The organism is Bradyrhizobium sp., from assembly GCF_016219575.1.
In the GTDB taxonomy this organism is placed as follows: domain Bacteria; phylum Pseudomonadota; class Alphaproteobacteria; order Rhizobiales; family Xanthobacteraceae; genus Bradyrhizobium.
Map to the genome: position 1 here is coordinate 1 of NZ_JACRMG010000008.1, position 15,561 is coordinate 15,561.

At 63.2% G+C, this 15,561-nt stretch carries 17 protein-coding genes; 7 read left to right on the forward strand and 10 right to left on the reverse strand.

Annotated elements, in window-relative coordinates:
* From HZB49_RS04625 to HZB49_RS04635, 3 genes are all read left to right on the forward strand, one after another.
* Positions 1 to 2,150, forward strand: a 2,150-nt coding sequence (locus HZB49_RS04625) for a flagellin (RefSeq protein ID WP_291609330.1), incomplete at its 5' end; no start/stop codon positions are given.
* A 223-nt stretch (positions 2,151 to 2,373) separates the two neighbouring features.
* On the forward strand, positions 2,374 to 2,739 hold the full coding sequence (gene flaF / locus HZB49_RS04630; protein WP_291609331.1) for a flagellar biosynthesis regulator FlaF: 366 nt from the start codon (positions 2,374 to 2,376) through the stop codon (positions 2,737 to 2,739).
* A 24-nt stretch (positions 2,740 to 2,763) separates the two neighbouring features.
* The gene (locus HZB49_RS04635) at positions 2,764 to 3,129 is read left to right on the forward strand and encodes a hypothetical protein (RefSeq protein ID WP_291609332.1); all 366 of its coding nucleotides are present in this window, start codon (positions 2,764 to 2,766) and stop codon (positions 3,127 to 3,129) included.
* A 57-nt stretch (positions 3,130 to 3,186) separates the two neighbouring features.
* Here the strand turns inward: HZB49_RS04635 and HZB49_RS04640 are convergent, their stop codons facing one another.
* From HZB49_RS04640 to HZB49_RS04655, 4 genes are all read right to left on the reverse strand, one after another.
* A complete protein-coding gene (locus HZB49_RS04640; RefSeq protein WP_291609333.1) occupies positions 3,187 to 3,552 on the reverse strand; it encodes a hypothetical protein in 366 nt (121 codons plus the stop codon).
* A 140-nt stretch (positions 3,553 to 3,692) separates the two neighbouring features.
* Positions 3,693 to 4,181 (reverse strand): hypothetical protein, encoded by a 489-nt coding sequence (locus tag HZB49_RS04645; protein ID WP_291609334.1) that lies wholly within the window; start codon positions 4,179 to 4,181, stop codon positions 3,693 to 3,695.
* Between the two features lie 16 nt (positions 4,182 to 4,197).
* Entirely contained in the window at positions 4,198 to 4,542 is a 345-nt protein-coding gene (gene flgJ, locus HZB49_RS04650; protein WP_291609335.1) for a flagellar assembly peptidoglycan hydrolase FlgJ, read from the reverse strand.
* On the reverse strand, positions 4,542 to 5,663 hold the full coding sequence (locus tag HZB49_RS04655) for a flagellar basal body P-ring protein FlgI (protein WP_291609336.1): 1,122 nt from the start codon (positions 5,661 to 5,663) through the stop codon (positions 4,542 to 4,544). Before HZB49_RS04655 ends, flgJ begins: the two co-directional genes overlap by 1 nt.
* Before the next feature lie 264 nt (positions 5,664 to 5,927).
* Here HZB49_RS04655 and HZB49_RS04660 point away from each other — a divergent pair, with 264 nt between their 5' ends.
* A complete protein-coding gene (locus HZB49_RS04660) occupies positions 5,928 to 6,341 on the forward strand; it encodes a flagellar assembly protein FliX (RefSeq protein ID WP_291609337.1) in 414 nt (137 codons plus the stop codon).
* Between the two features lie 176 nt (positions 6,342 to 6,517).
* Here the strand turns inward: HZB49_RS04660 and HZB49_RS04665 are convergent, their stop codons facing one another.
* Positions 6,518 to 6,889, reverse strand: coding sequence for a helix-turn-helix domain-containing protein (locus tag HZB49_RS04665; protein ID WP_291609338.1), 372 nt, complete (start codon positions 6,887 to 6,889; stop codon positions 6,518 to 6,520).
* Between the two features lie 110 nt (positions 6,890 to 6,999).
* On the opposite strand from HZB49_RS04665, the gene HZB49_RS04670 reads away from it, so the two are divergent.
* The 3 genes from HZB49_RS04670 (at position 7,000) to HZB49_RS04680 (ending at position 9,129) form a co-directional block, all read left to right on the forward strand.
* Entirely contained in the window at positions 7,000 to 7,611 is a 612-nt protein-coding gene (locus tag HZB49_RS04670) for an NAD(P)-dependent oxidoreductase (protein ID WP_291609339.1), read from the forward strand.
* A 207-nt stretch (positions 7,612 to 7,818) separates the two neighbouring features.
* Positions 7,819 to 8,184, forward strand: coding sequence for an RNA polymerase-binding protein DksA (gene dksA / locus HZB49_RS04675; protein WP_291609340.1), 366 nt, complete (start codon positions 7,819 to 7,821; stop codon positions 8,182 to 8,184).
* 159 nt (positions 8,185 to 8,343) lie between these two features.
* On the forward strand, positions 8,344 to 9,129 hold the full coding sequence (locus HZB49_RS04680; RefSeq protein ID WP_291609341.1) for a fumarylacetoacetate hydrolase family protein: 786 nt from the start codon (positions 8,344 to 8,346) through the stop codon (positions 9,127 to 9,129).
* 159 nt (positions 9,130 to 9,288) lie between these two features.
* Here HZB49_RS04680 and HZB49_RS04685 read toward each other — a convergent pair whose 3' ends face one another.
* From HZB49_RS04685 to flgA, 5 genes are all read right to left on the reverse strand, one after another.
* A complete protein-coding gene (locus tag HZB49_RS04685) occupies positions 9,289 to 9,669 on the reverse strand; it encodes a ClpXP protease specificity-enhancing factor SspB (RefSeq protein WP_291609342.1) in 381 nt (126 codons plus the stop codon).
* A 790-nt stretch (positions 9,670 to 10,459) separates the two neighbouring features.
* On the reverse strand, positions 10,460 to 11,620 hold the full coding sequence (locus HZB49_RS04690) for a restriction endonuclease (protein WP_291609343.1): 1,161 nt from the start codon (positions 11,618 to 11,620) through the stop codon (positions 10,460 to 10,462).
* Positions 11,604 to 13,331 carry an AIPR family protein gene (locus tag HZB49_RS04695; RefSeq protein WP_291609344.1) on the reverse strand — a complete coding sequence of 576 codons (1,728 nt, stop codon included), beginning with the start codon at positions 13,329 to 13,331 and terminating at the stop codon, positions 11,604 to 11,606. Before HZB49_RS04695 ends, HZB49_RS04690 begins: the two co-directional genes overlap by 17 nt.
* A 218-nt stretch (positions 13,332 to 13,549) precedes the next feature.
* Entirely contained in the window at positions 13,550 to 14,302 is a 753-nt protein-coding gene (gene flgH / locus HZB49_RS04700; protein ID WP_291609345.1) for a flagellar basal body L-ring protein FlgH, read from the reverse strand.
* Between the two features lie 5 nt (positions 14,303 to 14,307).
* A complete protein-coding gene (flgA, locus tag HZB49_RS04705) occupies positions 14,308 to 15,441 on the reverse strand; it encodes a flagellar basal body P-ring formation chaperone FlgA (RefSeq protein WP_291609346.1) in 1,134 nt (377 codons plus the stop codon).
* Between the last annotated feature and the right edge of the window lie 120 nt (positions 15,442 to 15,561).

A 15,561-nucleotide genomic window follows, 5' to 3' on the forward strand; every position in this document is an offset into this window, starting at 1 on the left:
CCTCGCTGCAGAAGCTGGTCGACAGCGCCAAGTCGGTCGCCACCCAGGCGCTGCAGGCCACCGTCGGCTACTCCGCCAAGTCCAGCGTGAGCGTCACCATCAACGGCGCCACCGCGGGCAACCTGCTCGGCACCGGCGCCCCGATCGACGCCACCTTCGCCGGCGGCGCGGTCAACAACAACCAGCTCCCGGTCTACTCCGCCAACACCGTGCTGGGCGCGGCCAAGGTCGCCACCAACCAGACCGCCTACACCAGCACCAACTCGACCGGCTCGGTCGCGCTGCAGGACAACGCGGCGGCCGCCGCCACTGCCGGCCTGTCGCTCGACAACGCCGCCGGTACGCACCTGGCCACCGCCGTGCTGACCGCGCTGTCCGGCCAGACCCTGACGGTGAACGGCAACACCGTCACCTTCAGTGCGGCTGCGACCTCCACCACCACGGTCGGCAGCAACACCACGATCGGCCTCGGCGCCGGCACCACCTCGACCTTCGGCGACATCCTGACCGCGATCCAGACCGCGGCGGGCGGCACCGCTACCGTCGGCGTCAACGGCACCGGCAACATCACGATCACGACCGGCACCGGCACCGACGTCACCGTCACCGCGGGCGCCGCAGCGACCGCGCTCGGCATCTCCACCACCAACCGCGGCGGTGGCATCGTCAACAACTCGGCCAACATCACCGCGGCGACCAAGCTGACCGGCCCGCAGGTGGCCGGCGGCGCCGACGCCCTGATCGGCGGCAATGCCTTCACCACGTCGGATTACCTGATCATCAACAACAAGACGGTCACGTTCCACTCCGGCGGCGGCAACACCGGTTCGATCGCGGGCAACAACCTGTCGATCGACATCTCGACCGGCACGATCAACGACATCCTGACCGCGGTTAACCAGGCCACCGGCGGCACCGCCACCGTCAACGGCTCGGGCCAGGTCAGCCTGCAGACCTCGACCACGGCCGACATCTCCTTCGTCGGCTCGTCGACCTCGACGCTGGCCAAGCTCGGCCTCAACGGCCTGACCGGCAACCAGGTGCTGCGCAACTCCACCGGCGGCGCTTCCGCCATCACCGGCGCGACGCTGCTGTCGGGTGCGGCTTCGACCTCGTCCGATGCCCTGAGCGCGGCGTTCGCGGCGGGCGACACCATCACGGTGAACGGCCAGAACATCACCTTCGTGGCGTCGGGCGCGACCGGCAACAACCAGATCAACGTCACCGACAACGTGACGCAGCTGCTGCAGAAGTTCGACGCGCTGTCGGGTGCGACCCCGAGCTCGTCGACGGTTGCGGGCGGTGCGCTGCAGATCCACACCGGCGCCACCTCGGACCTGAGCATCTCCTCGTCGAACGCCGCCGCGCTTGCCGCGCTCGGCCTCGGCACCGGAGTCAGCCAGGCCCGCGGCACCGGTCTGCCCCCGCTCAACACGCTGACGCTGGCCATCGCCTCGACCGGCGGCGGCACCGCGACCAACGTCACCTTCGGCGGCTCGGGTCCGGGTCACGTCAACACGCTGAACGAGCTCAACGCGGCGCTGGCCTCCAATAACCTGCAGGCCACGCTGGCGCAGAACGGTACGTTGACCATCACCACCACCAACGATGCGGCTTCCGCCACGATCGGCACGATCACCGGCACCGCGGCGGCTTCCGGCCAGCTGTTCTTCGGCGCGGCCGGCGGCGCACCGGTGGTTGATGCGACGGCGACCGCCGCCCGCAACAACCTGGTCGAGCAGTACAACAACATCCTGAACCAGATCACGACCACGGCACAGGATGCCTCGTTCAACGGCGTCAACCTGCTCACCGGCGACACGCTGAAGCTGACCTTCAACGAGACCGGCAAGTCCACGCTGTCGATCCTCGGTGTCAACTTCAATGCCGCGGGCCTCGGCCTTGCGACGCTGAACACCGGCGACTTCAAGGACAACGACTCCGTCAACACGGTGGTCAGCGGCCTGCAGGCTGCGAGCAGCCAGCTTCGCTCGCAGGCGTCGGCCTTCGGTTCGAACCTGTCGATCGTGCAGATCCGCCAGGACTTCTCGAAGAACCTGATCAACGTGCTGCAGACCGGCTCGTCCAACCTGACGCTGGCCGACACCAACGAGGAAGCGGCCAACAGCCAGGCGCTGTCGACCCGCTAAGCGGCGTAGTCTCAAGTCTAGCGAACGGCGGGGGAAACCCCGCCGTTTCCGTTTTCTGCAGGACGCCGGCCGGGCAGGGCGTGCCTGTTTTTTGCGATTTTGCCCAACTCCGTCACAATTGGTAACCGGCGCTAACCATATTTAAAGGCCCTACCTGTATGAAAGTTGGGCAGTTTTTCGAATCATGCGGTGGATCGCGCCCCGCTCCCATTGAGGTTACTGAATGTCCAACGCTGCCCAGGCCTATGCTCGTACGTCCCAAACGACCTCTTCCCCCCGCGAGATCGAGGCGCAGGCGCTGCTGAAGGCGGCACGGCAGCTCCAGGAAGTGCAGACCAACTGGAAGGGTCCGGGCAAGGACATGGAGAATGCGCTGCTGTTCAACCGCCGCCTGTGGTCGATCTTCATGAGCGCCGTCTCGGCCGAGGAGAATCAGCAGCCGCTCGAGGTGCGCCAGAACATCGCCAATATCGGCGTGTTCGTCATGAAGCAGACCGTCGAGATGCAGCTCAATCCGGATCCGGCGAAGCTGAAGTCGCTGATCGAAATCAACTGCAACCTCGCCGCCGGCCTTGCCGGCCGCGGCTGAGAACTACCGCTTCGGGAGCGGCCAATGGCGGACATGATGGCGATCCTGATGGCCAGCTACAAGGCCGCAGGACTCAACGTGCCGTCGAAGACGCCCTATGTGGCGGTCGATCCTGCCATCTACGAGGGCAGCTGGACCGGCAAGTACCCCGACAGCAAGACGTTCGCCATCAAGGTGTCGCAGGTCAACGGCTTCCGCGCCCAGGTGCAGTACAGCTCCGGCTCCACCAACAAATATCAGCAGGTGCTGATCAAGGATGGCGCGTTCAGGATCGGCGACACCAAGTTTCAATTGCAGGGCAACAACAGGGCGCTGGTCAAGAACGTCGTCACCGATCCCGCGACGGGGTCGACCTATCTCGACCAGGCGATCGCCGCGCGCAACAAATAGCGCTCCCGGAAACCGGGAGCGGCTTTTCGGCCGACATTATCCGCCGGCAACGAGCCTTCAGGCCGAACGATCCGTCGCCCGCATCCGGTTGGGGCCCGACCGGGTCAAATCCAGCGTGTTGAAATAGGCGCGGCGGCGCAGCACGGCTTCCTCGGGAAACTGCTTCACCACCTGGCTCGTGCGGTTGTCGACCACCTGATAGACGATGGAGGCGGCCTCGCGGTCGATCACCACCTGGTTCGACACCGAACGCGACACCACGCTGATATCCTTGCGCACGGCAGGGCCGGGCTCGACCGCGGTGACGGTCTGGCTCGATGGCAACTCGGTCGCAACCGCTTGCTCCGCCGCTTCACTGATCGGCTGAACAATCGGCGCTGCAACCGGCGCCCCCACCGGCTTGATGCTGAAATCCGTACTCATGGCTCCCTCCTGGTGCGCCTAGAGTCAAATCCCAACCCTTCCCGGGGAGCAATATGGCAGGCCGTCTCTCAATATGCGGTTAGAAAACGCGATGAATTCCGCGCTGACGGCGGCGCGGAATTTTGCTTCAAATTGTACGATTACAGCGAGCGGCTGACGGCGAGCGGCCTGACCTGGCGCGGCGAAGGCGATGCACTCTGGCCGGCGGCGGTATAGGCGTTCGGCATGTTGCGGCGCTGCACCTCGGCATTGACGCCGCGCACGATGCCTTCCGACACCGCGTGCGCGGTGGCGAGCACGGTGAGATTGATCTGCAGCATGGCGCGGAAAGTTTCGTGATGGCGCTTCAATGAAGCAAGCAGGTCGGGCGCGACTTGCGCGAGGTGCTTCTGCGCGACGCGGAGCGTCTCGACCGCGGTGACGTAGCGGCCGGTGAGCGCGGACTTCTGCTGCTCCAGCCGCATCGCCTCGCGCACCTTGCCGGCGCGCACCAGTTCGGTCTCCTGCTCGACGACGGCAAGCAGCTTGCTCATCACCTCCAGCATCTCCTCGGCGAGCTTGCGCGCATCCGCCGGCGTCGCGATCGGGGCCCGGGGAGGCGGCACCTTGGCTTGCGGTTGCTGGTTCATGTCAAATCCCCCTGGATCAGCCGCGCTTCGCCTGCTGCAGGATCAGCGTGCGGAACACGTCGTTGGAAATGCCGACGCCGCCGGCCTTGGCGAAGGATTTCGAGTATTCGTCGGTCAGCATCGAGCGCCATACGCCGGTGCCGGGCGTGTCGCCGAACGGGCCTTCGCCCTTGATGCCGCTGGTCATCTGCGAGAACATTGAGTTGAGGAACATCGCCTCGAAGTCCTGGGCCTGGCCGCGGATTTTCTTCTGCGTCGCCTCCGGCACCTTGGTCAGCGCCTCCGCAAGCTGCGTGTCGGGGCGCTTGACCGTGAGGGGATGCGCGTAGGTGGTGATCGAGTTGATGATGCCGCCAGCCATCACATCACCTCGATATCGGCCTGGATGGCGCCGGCGGCCTTGATCGCCTGCAGGATGCTGATCATGTCGCGCGGGCCGATGCCGAGCCCGTTGAGCCCGTCGACGAGCTGCTGCAGCGAGACCCCGTCCTTGACCACCGCAAGCTTCTTGCCGTCCTCGACGACGCCGACATTGGTGCGCGGCGTGACCACGGTGCGGCCGCGCGAGAACGGATTGGGCTGGCTGACCTGCGGGCTTTCGGAGATCGTGACGGTGAGATTGCCTTGCGCGACCGCCACCGTGGAGACGCGGACGTCGCGGCCCATCACGATGACGCCCGAGCGCTCGTCGATCACGATCCTGGCGGCCAGATCCGGGTCGACCTGCAGCTGCTCGATTTCGGTCAGGAAGGCGACGACGTTGCCCTTGAATTCGGAGGGAATGGAGAGCTGCACGGTGGAGGGATCGATCGGCTCGGCGGTCTTGACGCCGAGGAAGTCATTGACAGCAGCCGCGATGCGCTTGGCGGTGGTGAAGTCGGCGTTGCGCAGCGCCAGCCGCACATTGGGCAGGCGGTTGAGCGCGAACTCGATCTCGCGCTCGATGATGGCGCCGTTGGCGATGCGGCCGACCGTCGGCACGCCGCGCACGATCTTGGCGGCGTCACCCTCGGCCTGGAAGCCGGAGATCGCGACAGAGCCCTGTGCCACGGCATAAACGTTGCCGTCGGCACCTAACAGGGGGGTGACGAGCAGGGTGCCGCCGGTGAGGTTCTTGGCGTCGCCGAGCGCGGAGACGGTAACGTCCATCCGCGTGCCCTGGGTGCCGAAGGCCGGCAGGTTGCCGGTGACCATGACGGCGGCGACGTTGCCGGTGCGGATGGTGGCGCCGCGGATGTTGACGCCCATGCGCTCCAGCATCGCCTGCAGCGACTGCTTGGTGAAGGGGATGTTGTTCAGCGTGTCGCCGGTGCCGTTGAGGCCGACGACGAGGCCGTAGCCGATCAGCTGGTTCTGCCGCACGCCCTCGATGTTGGCGAGATCCTTGATCCGCGACGTGGCGCCGGCGGGCCACGCCGACAGCACCAGCGCGACGAACGCACCGGCCGCCCAAATCAGTCTTGCCTTCCGGATGCCGGGCATCCCAACCACTCCCCTTGAATTTCCGGGACTGCGCGACACTCCCATGACGCGCCTTCCGCCATTCACCATGCGAGCGCCGTGCCATCAGCGGCTTCGGACTCAATCGATTGATTTCGTTCGAAATTTTTTGGCCGCGCGCAACTTCGCGTTCACGCCAAGCGAAGCGAAACTGCCGCGTGCGGCAGATTTTGCCGGGGCATTTACGCATCGTTAACCATGACGGGGCGATGGTTCCGCCAAGGCTTTCGTGGCGGGACCTCGATCATGCGCATCTACGGACCGAATGGCACGACGCTGGGCACCCCGGCGGCCAACGCGCGCCGCACTTCCTCGACCGGCTTCTCGCTGCCGGATGCTGCGGCCGCGCCCGAGACGCGCTCCGCAGCGCCGCCGAAGGCCGCCGCCAATATCGACGCGCTGCTCGCGCTGCAGGGCGTCGAGGAGGATCCGGTCGAGCGCCGCAAGCGCTCGGTGGTCCGCGGCCGCGGCGCGCTCGACGTGCTCGACGATCTCAAGATCGGACTGCTGATGGGCAATCTCGAACCGTCCACCGTGAGCAGGCTGCGCGATGCCGCCGCCAGCCTGAAGTCGTCCTCCGGTGATCCCGGCCTCGACGCGGTGCTGTCGGAGATCGAACTCCGCGTCGAGGTCGAGCTCGCCAAGGCCGGGCGGGTTTAGGTCCGCTATCTCTCCTCATTCCCAGATGTCATCGCCAAGCTTGTCCGGGCGACCCAGTATTCCAGAGACGCCTATGCTTGAGCCGAGAGGCCGCGGCGTACTGGATGGCCCGCTTGAAGCGGGCCATGACAGGTGAGGGTGGGGACGCAGCCTGGACAATTCTCGACGCCATTCCCTCACGCCGCCTTCGCGGCTTTTTGCGCGTCGTAGCGGCGCTGGGCGGCGAGCACTTCCTTCAGATAGCGCTCGGCCCAGTCGCGCAGCGGATCGACCGCAGTGGCGAGCGTCGCGCCGAGCGGCGTGATCGAATATTCAACCGTTACTGGAACTGTCGGGATGGCGCGGCGGCGGATCAGGCCGTCGCGTTCGAGTGACTTGAGAACCTGGCTCAGCATCTTCTGCGAGATGCCTTCAATGGTGCGGCGTAACGCATTGAAGCGCATGGGCTCGTGACGGATGAGAAGCAGGATGAGCACGGCCCATTTGTCGCCGACGCGATCGAGGATCTGCCGCGTCGGGCAATCGGCCGAATAGGCGTTGGGCTTCATCGGTTACTCCGGCGTTATCTGGTGAGGTTGAAGTGCTCTCTTAACATCTACACTCTTTTCGATATCTAGTCACCATTGGAAACCAACCTCAATCCCAATGGAGACCACCCATGAAGATCGCCGTCATCGGCGCCTCCGGCAACGCCGGCTCGCGCATCACTGCCGAACTCGCCCGCCGTGGCCACGCCGTCACCGCCATCGCCCGCAACCCCGAGAAGATCGAAGGGCTCGCCAACGTCGTCCCCACAAAGGGCGATGCGTCGGACGAGGCCGGGCTCGCTCAGCTGCTCCGGGGCCATGACGCCGCGATTTCCTCGATCCACTTCCTCGCCAGCGATCCCCAGAAGCTGATCGGGGCAGCCAAGGCCTCCGGCATCGGTCGCTACCTCGTGGTCGGCGGCGCCGGCAGCCTGGAGGTGGCCCCCGGCGTGCGGCTGGTGACGACGCCCAATTTCCCGGCCCAGTACAAGGCGGAGGCCGAGAAGGGCGCGGCCTTCCTCGACCTGCTGCGGCAGGAAAAGGAGCTGAACTGGACCTTCCTGTCGCCCTCGGCCCTGTTTGCCCCGGGCGAGCGAACCGGCCGGTTCCGGCTCGGAACCGACCAGCTCCTGACCGCCGCCGACGGCAAGAGCTGGATCAGTTTCGAGGATTTCGCAGTTGCACTCGCCGACGAAATCGAGCGCCCGGCCCATCTCCGCAAGCGCTTTACGGTCGGCTATTGAGCCGAAAGGGCCGCTCCCGGCCGGAACGGATAACTTTGCCTGTGCAAGGCTTTGGGGGGGGTCCGCCTTGGCTGCGGGATCGTATTGTGTGTGACATCCCGCCGCTATATAAGGCGGCCCGCGGAGGGACCCTCGCCGTCCGCCAAACGAGATGGGCTGACCTTGGAAAAGTTGAAAAACTACCGGCCTTCCGAAAAAGAGCCTTTCATGAACGACCGGCAGAAGGATTACTTCCGGGCCAAGCTCTTGGCCTGGAAGGACGAGATCCTGCGCGAGTCGAAGCTCACCCTGCAGGCGCTGCAGGAGGAGAACGTCAACCACCCCGATCTGGCCGACCGCGCCTCCTCCGAGACCGACCGCGCCATTGAGCTCCGCGCCCGCGACCGCCAGCGCAAACTGATCTCCAAGATCGACGCGGCGTTGCAGCGCATCGAGGACAACACCTACGGCTATTGCGAGGAGACCGGCGAGCCGATCTCGCTGAAGCGCCTCGAGGCCCGCCCGATCGCCACGCTGTCGGTGGAAGCCCAGGAGCGCCACGAGAAGCGCGAGAAGGTGTACCGGGACGAGTAGCTGGCGGACCCTCATCCCGAGGAGCGCCACCGGGTCGCGCGCACGCGCGCCCGATGATAAACTCCGCTGCGTCTCGAGGGATGAAGGCCACCAGCCGGGCCTCATGGTTCGAGACGCGCGTACCGCGCTCCTCACCATGAGGGGATAGAGGAGCCGCCGATGGACAGGATTCTCGCGGCCGCCAAGTTCATTGCCACCGCCCGCCGCAGCCGTGCGCCGCTTGCCGCGCTGCCGGCCGACTGCGTTCCCGCCGATGAAGCCGAAGGCTACAAGGTGCAGCGCGCGCTGCATGATCTCATGCGCCCGCAGGTCGGCGCGCTGGTCGGCTACAAGATCGGCTGCACCAGCAAGGTGATGCAGGAATATCTCGATATCCCGCATCCCTGCGGCGGCGGGGTGTTCGAGAAGGTCGTGCATGACAGCGGCGTCAAGCTCGCCGCCTCCGACTACGTCCGCGTCGGCGTCGAATGCGAGATCGCGGTGAAGCTGGCGCGCGACCTGTCGCCAGCCGAACAGCCGTTCACGGCGGAATGGATGGGCGAGGCGGTCGAGGCCTATTACCCCGCGATCGAGATCGTCGACGACCGCTATGTGAAATGGGAGACGCTGGGCGCGCCGACGCTGGTGGCGGACGATTTCTTCGCCGCCGGCTGTGTGCTCGGCCAGCCGGTGGACCGCAACAGCGCGCCGGATCTGTTGAAGGTGACCGGCCGCGCCATTATCAACGGCAAGGATGCCGGCCGCGGCACCGGCGCCGACGTGCTCGGCCATCCCCACAACGCGCTCGCCTGGCTCGCCAATCATCTCGCCGCCGAGGGCAGGGGCCTGCATGCCGGGCAGATCGTGCTGACGGGAAGCCTGGTCAAGACGGTGTGGCTTGCCGCCGGCGATCATGTGCGGATGGAGCTGGAAGGGCTGGGCACGGTGGAAGCGACGTTTGCGTGAGGGCGCTCGCGTGTAGCCGCGCAGTGAACTGTCATACCCCGCGAAAGCGGGGTATCCAGTACGCTGAGACTTCTCGATTCAATCACTGACGTCTCTGGAATACTGGATCGCCCGCTTTCGCGGGCGATGACGGGCATAGGAGCCCGCGCGCGTCGCGGCCTAAGTCTGCTGTTCCCCGCACTTCAACTCGCCATTGTCCCATACTCCCTTCACCGCGGCGAAGGGCACGACCAGCCGCGCGTAGCGGCGCTTGAACCACAGGCCGACCTCGAAGCCGTCGTCCTTCACCACCAGGGCGTCGAACTGGTGTTGCAGCACGATGGTGATCTCGCGCTCGTATTGCGCCGCAAGCCAGCCGGGCATGGTGACGCCCAGGGCCCTGCTGTCGAATGACACATGCACCGGGTGCGCCTCCGCCGCCAGTCGCAGCGCTGCGGCAAGGCCGGTGCGCGCCGGAAAATCCTTGCACGGCTCGGCGATGGCGGGCGAAGCCGCCAGGATCGCCGCCAGCAGGGGAAATATCAGCAATGCCTTCAGCATGGGGAGGCCGGGTCTTGTGGTCTGCCGCTTGGTGGCGGCGGGGCGCGGGGAGGTTCAATGCCGTTTCCGTCATTGCGAGGAGCGATAGCGAAATTGCGTCCTTCGTCATGGCCGGGCTTGTCCCGGCCATCCACGTCTTTGTTTCCGGCAGGAAGGGGAGAACGTGGATGCCCGGGACACCTGCGCGAAGACGCGCTTCGCGCTCAAGCCCGGGCATGACGACGTAAGAGACGCCCGTGTCTCCCTGATTTGATAGTCAGGCAGCGGAGGACATGACGCATCATTCCCGCGGCGCGATGCGCCCGGGGTTTTGCCTTCTTTGTGCCCCCTGGAAGACAGAGGACGCAGGGAAAGCCGGACGCCGACTGCGCCCGCAGCACCGTGTGCAAAAGGAAGCAACAACGCACACGGGTTTGACAGGTACAGCCAGGACATCCCGGCTTTCCCCGCGCAATGGCTTTACGGCTTATACGTACTCCCCGGGGAGCGGCCTTTCTTGTCCCCGTTGTCGGCGGCACACTTGCCGCCAACGTAGCGCCAGGGTCGCGGCGCCAGGACCACACGATTTCGCCGTCCGCTGCGAGCGTTTCGCCTGGCGAGCAAGCCCACCTGACGCCGCAACGGCCACCGCATCCCGCGCCAACGTGCCGTGACAATCATGATACGTCCCTCCATCCGGCGCGAGGTGGGATGGTTGGCAGAAACCGCTCTTCTGGTAAAGCGAAATATATTCTTGATTTTAGGGGGTTGACAAGTGATTCTGGGAACCAGAAATGGCTTAGCCTTGCTGCTAGAAAGCAGAAAGCCATTTTTGAAGGTCGTTGGGATCTGCAATGCCCACGTTCTTCAGAAGTCTAACAATATCCCGCGCAGCAATGATAACGATTGGATGTTGATCCGCCTTGATCTCTTGATAGGCCTGTGTTGCCACATGTGAAGTGGTAACAAGAATGCCAAATTGCCGGTGGCGGAGCCGCGAAATCAAACGAGACAGATCCTTGACGCCGACAGAGGTTGAATCATTGTAACATTTGGCTTCGAGAGCGAAGTCAACCAGCACTGAAGATGGCCCGGAACCTATCCGGTACTGCCCGATTGCATCGCGCCCCCCATCACGGACACGACGGGTGAGGTCGATGGATGCAATATTTTGAAGCATGATCTCGGCGATTTTCGCGGCACAAGCCTCAAACCGGAAATGGTCTTCCGAGAAATGAGTCTGGATTGCAGCAATAATTGCGCGGCCTGATGCATCTTCGGCAAGCTGTTCTGCCGGGCTGCGATACTCAAGTACCCGCGGCGCCTTGAGGGGGCGCCGCACGCCCTTGTCCACCCAAATCCTCCAGGCGGTCGGACAGTTCGTCGAGAACGGTTGACCGGCCTTGACGTCTTCGATCCAGGATTTCGGAACGACTTGGCAATCCAACACCGTGAATTTCGCTTGATAGTTCTGGAACCTCTTGCCGTCCTTCATTCGCCAAAGTGCGACGAGATCGCTGTTCGAGTCCAAGCCCTCAGCGCCTGGAATAGCAAGTCCGAGGAATTCGACGTCCCGGAATGTTCCAGTATTAGAGAAAATCAACACGGGAGGCACTACAGCCCGATCGTCTCTCTGGCCATGCGCTCTTTCAAACATGTCGCGGAGCAACAAGTTACCGAACCTCGGAGTCGAATGGAGTTCGTGTCCCGGTTTGCGATTGTCACCAAAGTAGGTGAATACGCCGGTTTCCCTGTCGAGATTGTCTGGCCAGTCTAACTCCTTCGTTGTAAGGGTTAGTACGGCCAGCTTTGGCACCTCCTTCGTCCCGATGTATCGGAAGCCACCTTGATTGCTGACTCCGACTAGGTGGGGCAGAGGATCGTCGGAGGCATTGCCGTTGCGTCCACCTTCGTAGATCGCATCAACCAAAAGATTAGTTGCTCTTAGTTCTGATTTACGGTTTGCGTCCACGGCCGTCGGGCTTTCTTACGATGCGCCGCACTCGAGCTGCAATCTTCTCCGGATCGGCCTTGATCTCGTGCTCCCAAACCCTGACGACTTTCCACCCCTCTGTTCTAAGGGCATCGGCGACCCTCTTATCGCGGGCCCTGTTGATGGCAAGCTTGGCCGCGCCGTGCTGGTCAAAGAGTTTCGCCAATGAATACGTTACGACATTCGCAGCATAGGACTTGATGCCGGCCGCTCGAACGGAGCTTCGTGTTGCCCTGAACAGAAGGGCGATGGCTACCGTTTCCTCGAAAAATTGATCATCAGGCAGCCAGTCGGAAGGGTACCGGTCCTGAAGTTCGGCCATGAATGCGTTAAAGTTCTTCTGTGCGCCTTTACTGACGACGTGCGGATGCAACCATCTTGACATCCAGTATTTCGCAAGCTCGGTCTTGCCGAATTGTTGCGACCTTGGGCAAAGATTGTCGAACACCTTTCGGCGAGCGGGCGTGGCTCCCAAACGCATGCGGGAAACTTGATAGGAACCTCGTGCGCGCTCATAGAACCAGCGGCTTTCTTCTCCTGGGCACCAGATTCTTTCGGCGAGTTTTTCCAAGCGAATATGAAACTCACTATTCGCGGACAGGTCGGCCATCTGAACTGGATTTTGTGTGTTTGCGTATTTCGAAATTAAAGGGACAAATTCTGCTAGTTTTGATGGCTCGACGCGTGTCAACTTCAAAGATACGGAAACCTTGCTGATGTCCAGCTTGTCGCTGCGTTTTGCGCGGTGAATGCTCGCAGTCGTTTGTGCCCCATTTACGATTTGCAATCCCCTTAGAGATCGAATTACTTTTTCTCCGCGAAAGATGCCGACATCGATTTCGTCAGCAGTAGCAGTAAGTCCATTGTTGTACGCTAAGAACATTTCTGGCGCATTCTTTATGGTGTCTCGCAATCCCTTGTTCACTGCCCCCTTTACCTGCAGGAAAGATCGAACATTGAATTCGAACAGGCGTGGGCCAAACTTCTCATAGAGTTCATACAGCAATTTTCCCGGCAAAATTAGTAGGAACGTCTGATACTCTTTCGGGTGAGGCTTCATCTCTAGGCAGGGAATCGGTCTCCCCAGAAGATCTTCGAAATCGACTTCGATACGTCCTCGCGTGACTTCTTCGCCTACTGCTCTATGAAGACGTTCGAGGTCCCAGACCGAAAATTCGATCCGTCGTTTGCGGATTTCGATTTCGTCTATTGCCCGCGCTCGAACCGTCGCGTTCGTGAGAACGTAGACTCGCACTTCGTCGACTTGATCGAGATTCCTGTGAATATAATCAGCCGCCTCAGCCGCAGCAGGATGTTTTGCGAAGCGCGCGAGATCTCCTCTGCTCACGCAATCGAAAAATTTTGCAGCTTGGCCAGTGAGTCGACCCAATTCTCGGTCGTTTAGGTTTGCGCCCTCGTCCACATAGCGGCTGGTAAATAGCTCAAGTCGCGTTGACCCTTCTGGTAGGGAGTAGCCAACGATCCTGCAGCGGCCTTGTCCAGTTGTATCCTCGTACGTGCAGAGTTCATGATCGCCGACCATACCGGCGTCTTCAAGATAGCCAAGCATAGCTTCCGCGATGGCTGCATCGAATGGCAGAGGTATGTCCGATCCGAAATCGGAAGCTTTATTCTTCGCGTCATCGCGAAGCCGTTCAGCAAATTCTTCAAGTAACTGCTCTTCAAGCATCCCGTGTCAGTCTCTCGGCTGGAATGTTAACTATCGGAAATTTGCGCTATGAGAGCTGAGGTTAGAGGAAATGTGTCCGAAATAAAACCCTGGGTGGATGCCGTTTGGAAGAGAAACAACGCCACGGCCTCCGGCAGGGGAGCTACCGGAGGCCGCGTTGGAACACTTCGTTGCGCCTAGGTTCGCGACAAAGTGTGGGAGCTCGTTGAGATCGGGAACTAGAACGGCAGGATCACGTCGACCACCTGTTGGCCGTATCTTGGCTGCTGCACGTCCATGATCTGGCCGCGGCCGCCATAGGCGATGCGGGCCTGCGCGATCTTGCTGGAATCGATGGTGTTGTCGCTCTGGATGTCCTCCGGCCGCACCACGCCGGCCACGATCAGCTCGCGGATCTCGAAGTTGACGCGGATTTCCTGCTTGCCCTCGACCACGAGATTGCCGTTGGCCAGCACCTGCGTCACCACGGCGGCGACGTTGGTGGTCAAGGACTCCTGGCGGTTGACCGAACCCTTGCCATCGGCCGACGAGGTCGAGTCGGTCGCCAGCAGGTTGCCGGGCAGGATCTTGTTGGACTGCGTGATGGTCTTGGCGCCGATGAAGTCGGTGATGTTCGAATTCTCTTTCGCGGTGCGGCTGCGCTGGGTTTCGTTGGAGAGGTTCGCCTTGTCGGTGATGTTGACGGTGATGGTCAGGAGGTCGCCGACGCGCGCGGCGCGCTGGTCGCGGAAGAAGGCGCGGGACCCGTTCCGCCACAGCGAGTTGGCGTTGTAGGAGGCGACCTCGGGCTTGGGCATCGGCATCTGCACCGGCTTGTAGCCGGGCTGCGCGGTCGGGTTCTCGATCGCGGTGAGCTTCGGCTGCTCGCCGATCTGCGACAGGCGGTCGATGGCGGAACAGCCGCCGGCGAGCGCTGTCATCGCAAACAGCGCGGCGAGCCTGACGAGACGGATACCTTGAATGCGGGACATCTACATTACTCGGGTTTGGCCGCGGCCTGCGCTCGGGCGTTGGCAAGAGAATTGGCGGTCGCGGCAGGCGCCGCGCCGGGCGAGGAGGTGCTGTCGGATAGCTTGTCCTGTAGCTTGTCTTGCAGTTTCTCTTGCAGTTTCGGCGGCTCGTTCTGCTGTGCGGCGGCCTGCGCGCTTTCCGGACGCCCGGCGACCACGATGGCGACGCGGCCGCGGCCGACCACGATGCCGGACACCGTGCGCTTGGATTGCAGGTTCAAAACGTTGACGACGTCGCCCTCGGTGCCGGCCTCCAGCGCCTTGCCGAGCACGGTGAGATGGACGCCCGGAGTGTCGTAGATCAGCGTCACGCCCTGGTCGCGCTGCACGAGGTCGGGCTTCGAAACATCGGCGCCCTTCAGCGCTTGTCCCGCGCGAAGCTGGCGGCGCGCCTGCATGCCGACCGCGCGGTCGCGGGTCAGCACGTCGGGGCCGACCTCGGCCTTCGGCCGCTTCTCCATCAGCACGTCGGAGGATTTCACCACCTCGTTGCGCTCGAGGCTGCGTGCCAGGACGGCGGCTTCCACGGTCTCGACCGCAGTGCCGGAGAAGCGCAGCTTGGTCGGCGCAAGGCCGGCTTCGTTGGCGATCTCGAAGGTCACGTCGAAGCGGTTGTTGCGCGTGTCGTAGCGCACCGCGACCGGGTTCAGCGCGCCGGAGTTGGCGGCATCGAGGCGGATGTCGCCGGGCGCGCGGTCGAAGGTGAGGCTGATGTTGGCGGCATCGCCCAGGCCATTGCGGCGCTCCAGCGCGCGGGCGACGGCCTGCTCGATATCGGCGACGTCAAAACTGCGCGCCTGTCGCGTCACCGAGATCTCGCGCAGGTTCTGGGTGTCGACGCCGATCACCTGGTGGGCGCGCAGCGTGTTGATGATCTGGGTGACCTGCAGCGTGCCGGTCGTGCCGGGATCGGGCGCGCGGTAGATCGCAATACGCGCGGCGGCGCCCGCATTGTCGATGACGTCGCCGATCCGCACGATGTCGGAAGTCACGATGACATTGGCGCGCAAGGTGGGGGAGGCGATCGCGTCGCTCTTGTCCTGCGCGAAGGCACTTGTCGCGCAGGCGAGCAGGGCGGCGGCCGCAAGCGCAACAGCCATAATGCCACGCGGCACCCTGCGAGGGTTCCCTCCCCCCTTGCGGGGGAGGGTTAGGGAGAGGGGGCCACACGGGGACTGCCGTTGGGGCTTACCCCTCTCTCCAACTCTCCCCCGCAAGGG

What these genes read in the sequence shown, in the direction of transcription:
- flaF (WP_291609331.1), top strand. Translation starts at nt 2,374, where the DNA reads ATGTCCAACGCTGCCCAGGCCTATGCTCGTACGTCCCAAACGACCTCT.
- HZB49_RS04635 (WP_291609332.1), top strand. Translation starts at nt 2,764, where the DNA reads ATGGCGGACATGATGGCGATCCTGATGGCCAGCTACAAGGCCGCAGGA.
- HZB49_RS04640 (WP_291609333.1), bottom strand. Translation starts at nt 3,552, where the DNA reads ATGAGTACGGATTTCAGCATCAAGCCGGTGGGGGCGCCGGTTGCAGCG.
- HZB49_RS04645 (WP_291609334.1), bottom strand. Translation starts at nt 4,181, where the DNA reads ATGAACCAGCAACCGCAAGCCAAGGTGCCGCCTCCCCGGGCCCCGATC.
- flgJ (WP_291609335.1), bottom strand. Translation starts at nt 4,542, where the DNA reads ATGGCTGGCGGCATCATCAACTCGATCACCACCTACGCGCATCCCCTC.
- HZB49_RS04655 (WP_291609336.1), bottom strand. Translation starts at nt 5,663, where the DNA reads ATGCCCGGCATCCGGAAGGCAAGACTGATTTGGGCGGCCGGTGCGTTC.
- HZB49_RS04660 (WP_291609337.1), top strand. Translation starts at nt 5,928, where the DNA reads ATGCGCATCTACGGACCGAATGGCACGACGCTGGGCACCCCGGCGGCC.
- HZB49_RS04665 (WP_291609338.1), bottom strand. Translation starts at nt 6,889, where the DNA reads ATGAAGCCCAACGCCTATTCGGCCGATTGCCCGACGCGGCAGATCCTC.
- HZB49_RS04670 (WP_291609339.1), top strand. Translation starts at nt 7,000, where the DNA reads ATGAAGATCGCCGTCATCGGCGCCTCCGGCAACGCCGGCTCGCGCATC.
- dksA (WP_291609340.1), top strand. Translation starts at nt 7,819, where the DNA reads ATGAACGACCGGCAGAAGGATTACTTCCGGGCCAAGCTCTTGGCCTGG.
- HZB49_RS04680 (WP_291609341.1), top strand. Translation starts at nt 8,344, where the DNA reads ATGGACAGGATTCTCGCGGCCGCCAAGTTCATTGCCACCGCCCGCCGC.
- HZB49_RS04685 (WP_291609342.1), bottom strand. Translation starts at nt 9,669, where the DNA reads ATGCTGAAGGCATTGCTGATATTTCCCCTGCTGGCGGCGATCCTGGCG.
- HZB49_RS04695 (WP_291609344.1), bottom strand. Translation starts at nt 13,331, where the DNA reads ATGCTTGAAGAGCAGTTACTTGAAGAATTTGCTGAACGGCTTCGCGAT.
- flgH (WP_291609345.1), bottom strand. Translation starts at nt 14,302, where the DNA reads ATGTCCCGCATTCAAGGTATCCGTCTCGTCAGGCTCGCCGCGCTGTTT.
- flgA (WP_291609346.1), bottom strand. Translation starts at nt 15,441, where the DNA reads ATGGCTGTTGCGCTTGCGGCCGCCGCCCTGCTCGCCTGCGCGACAAGT.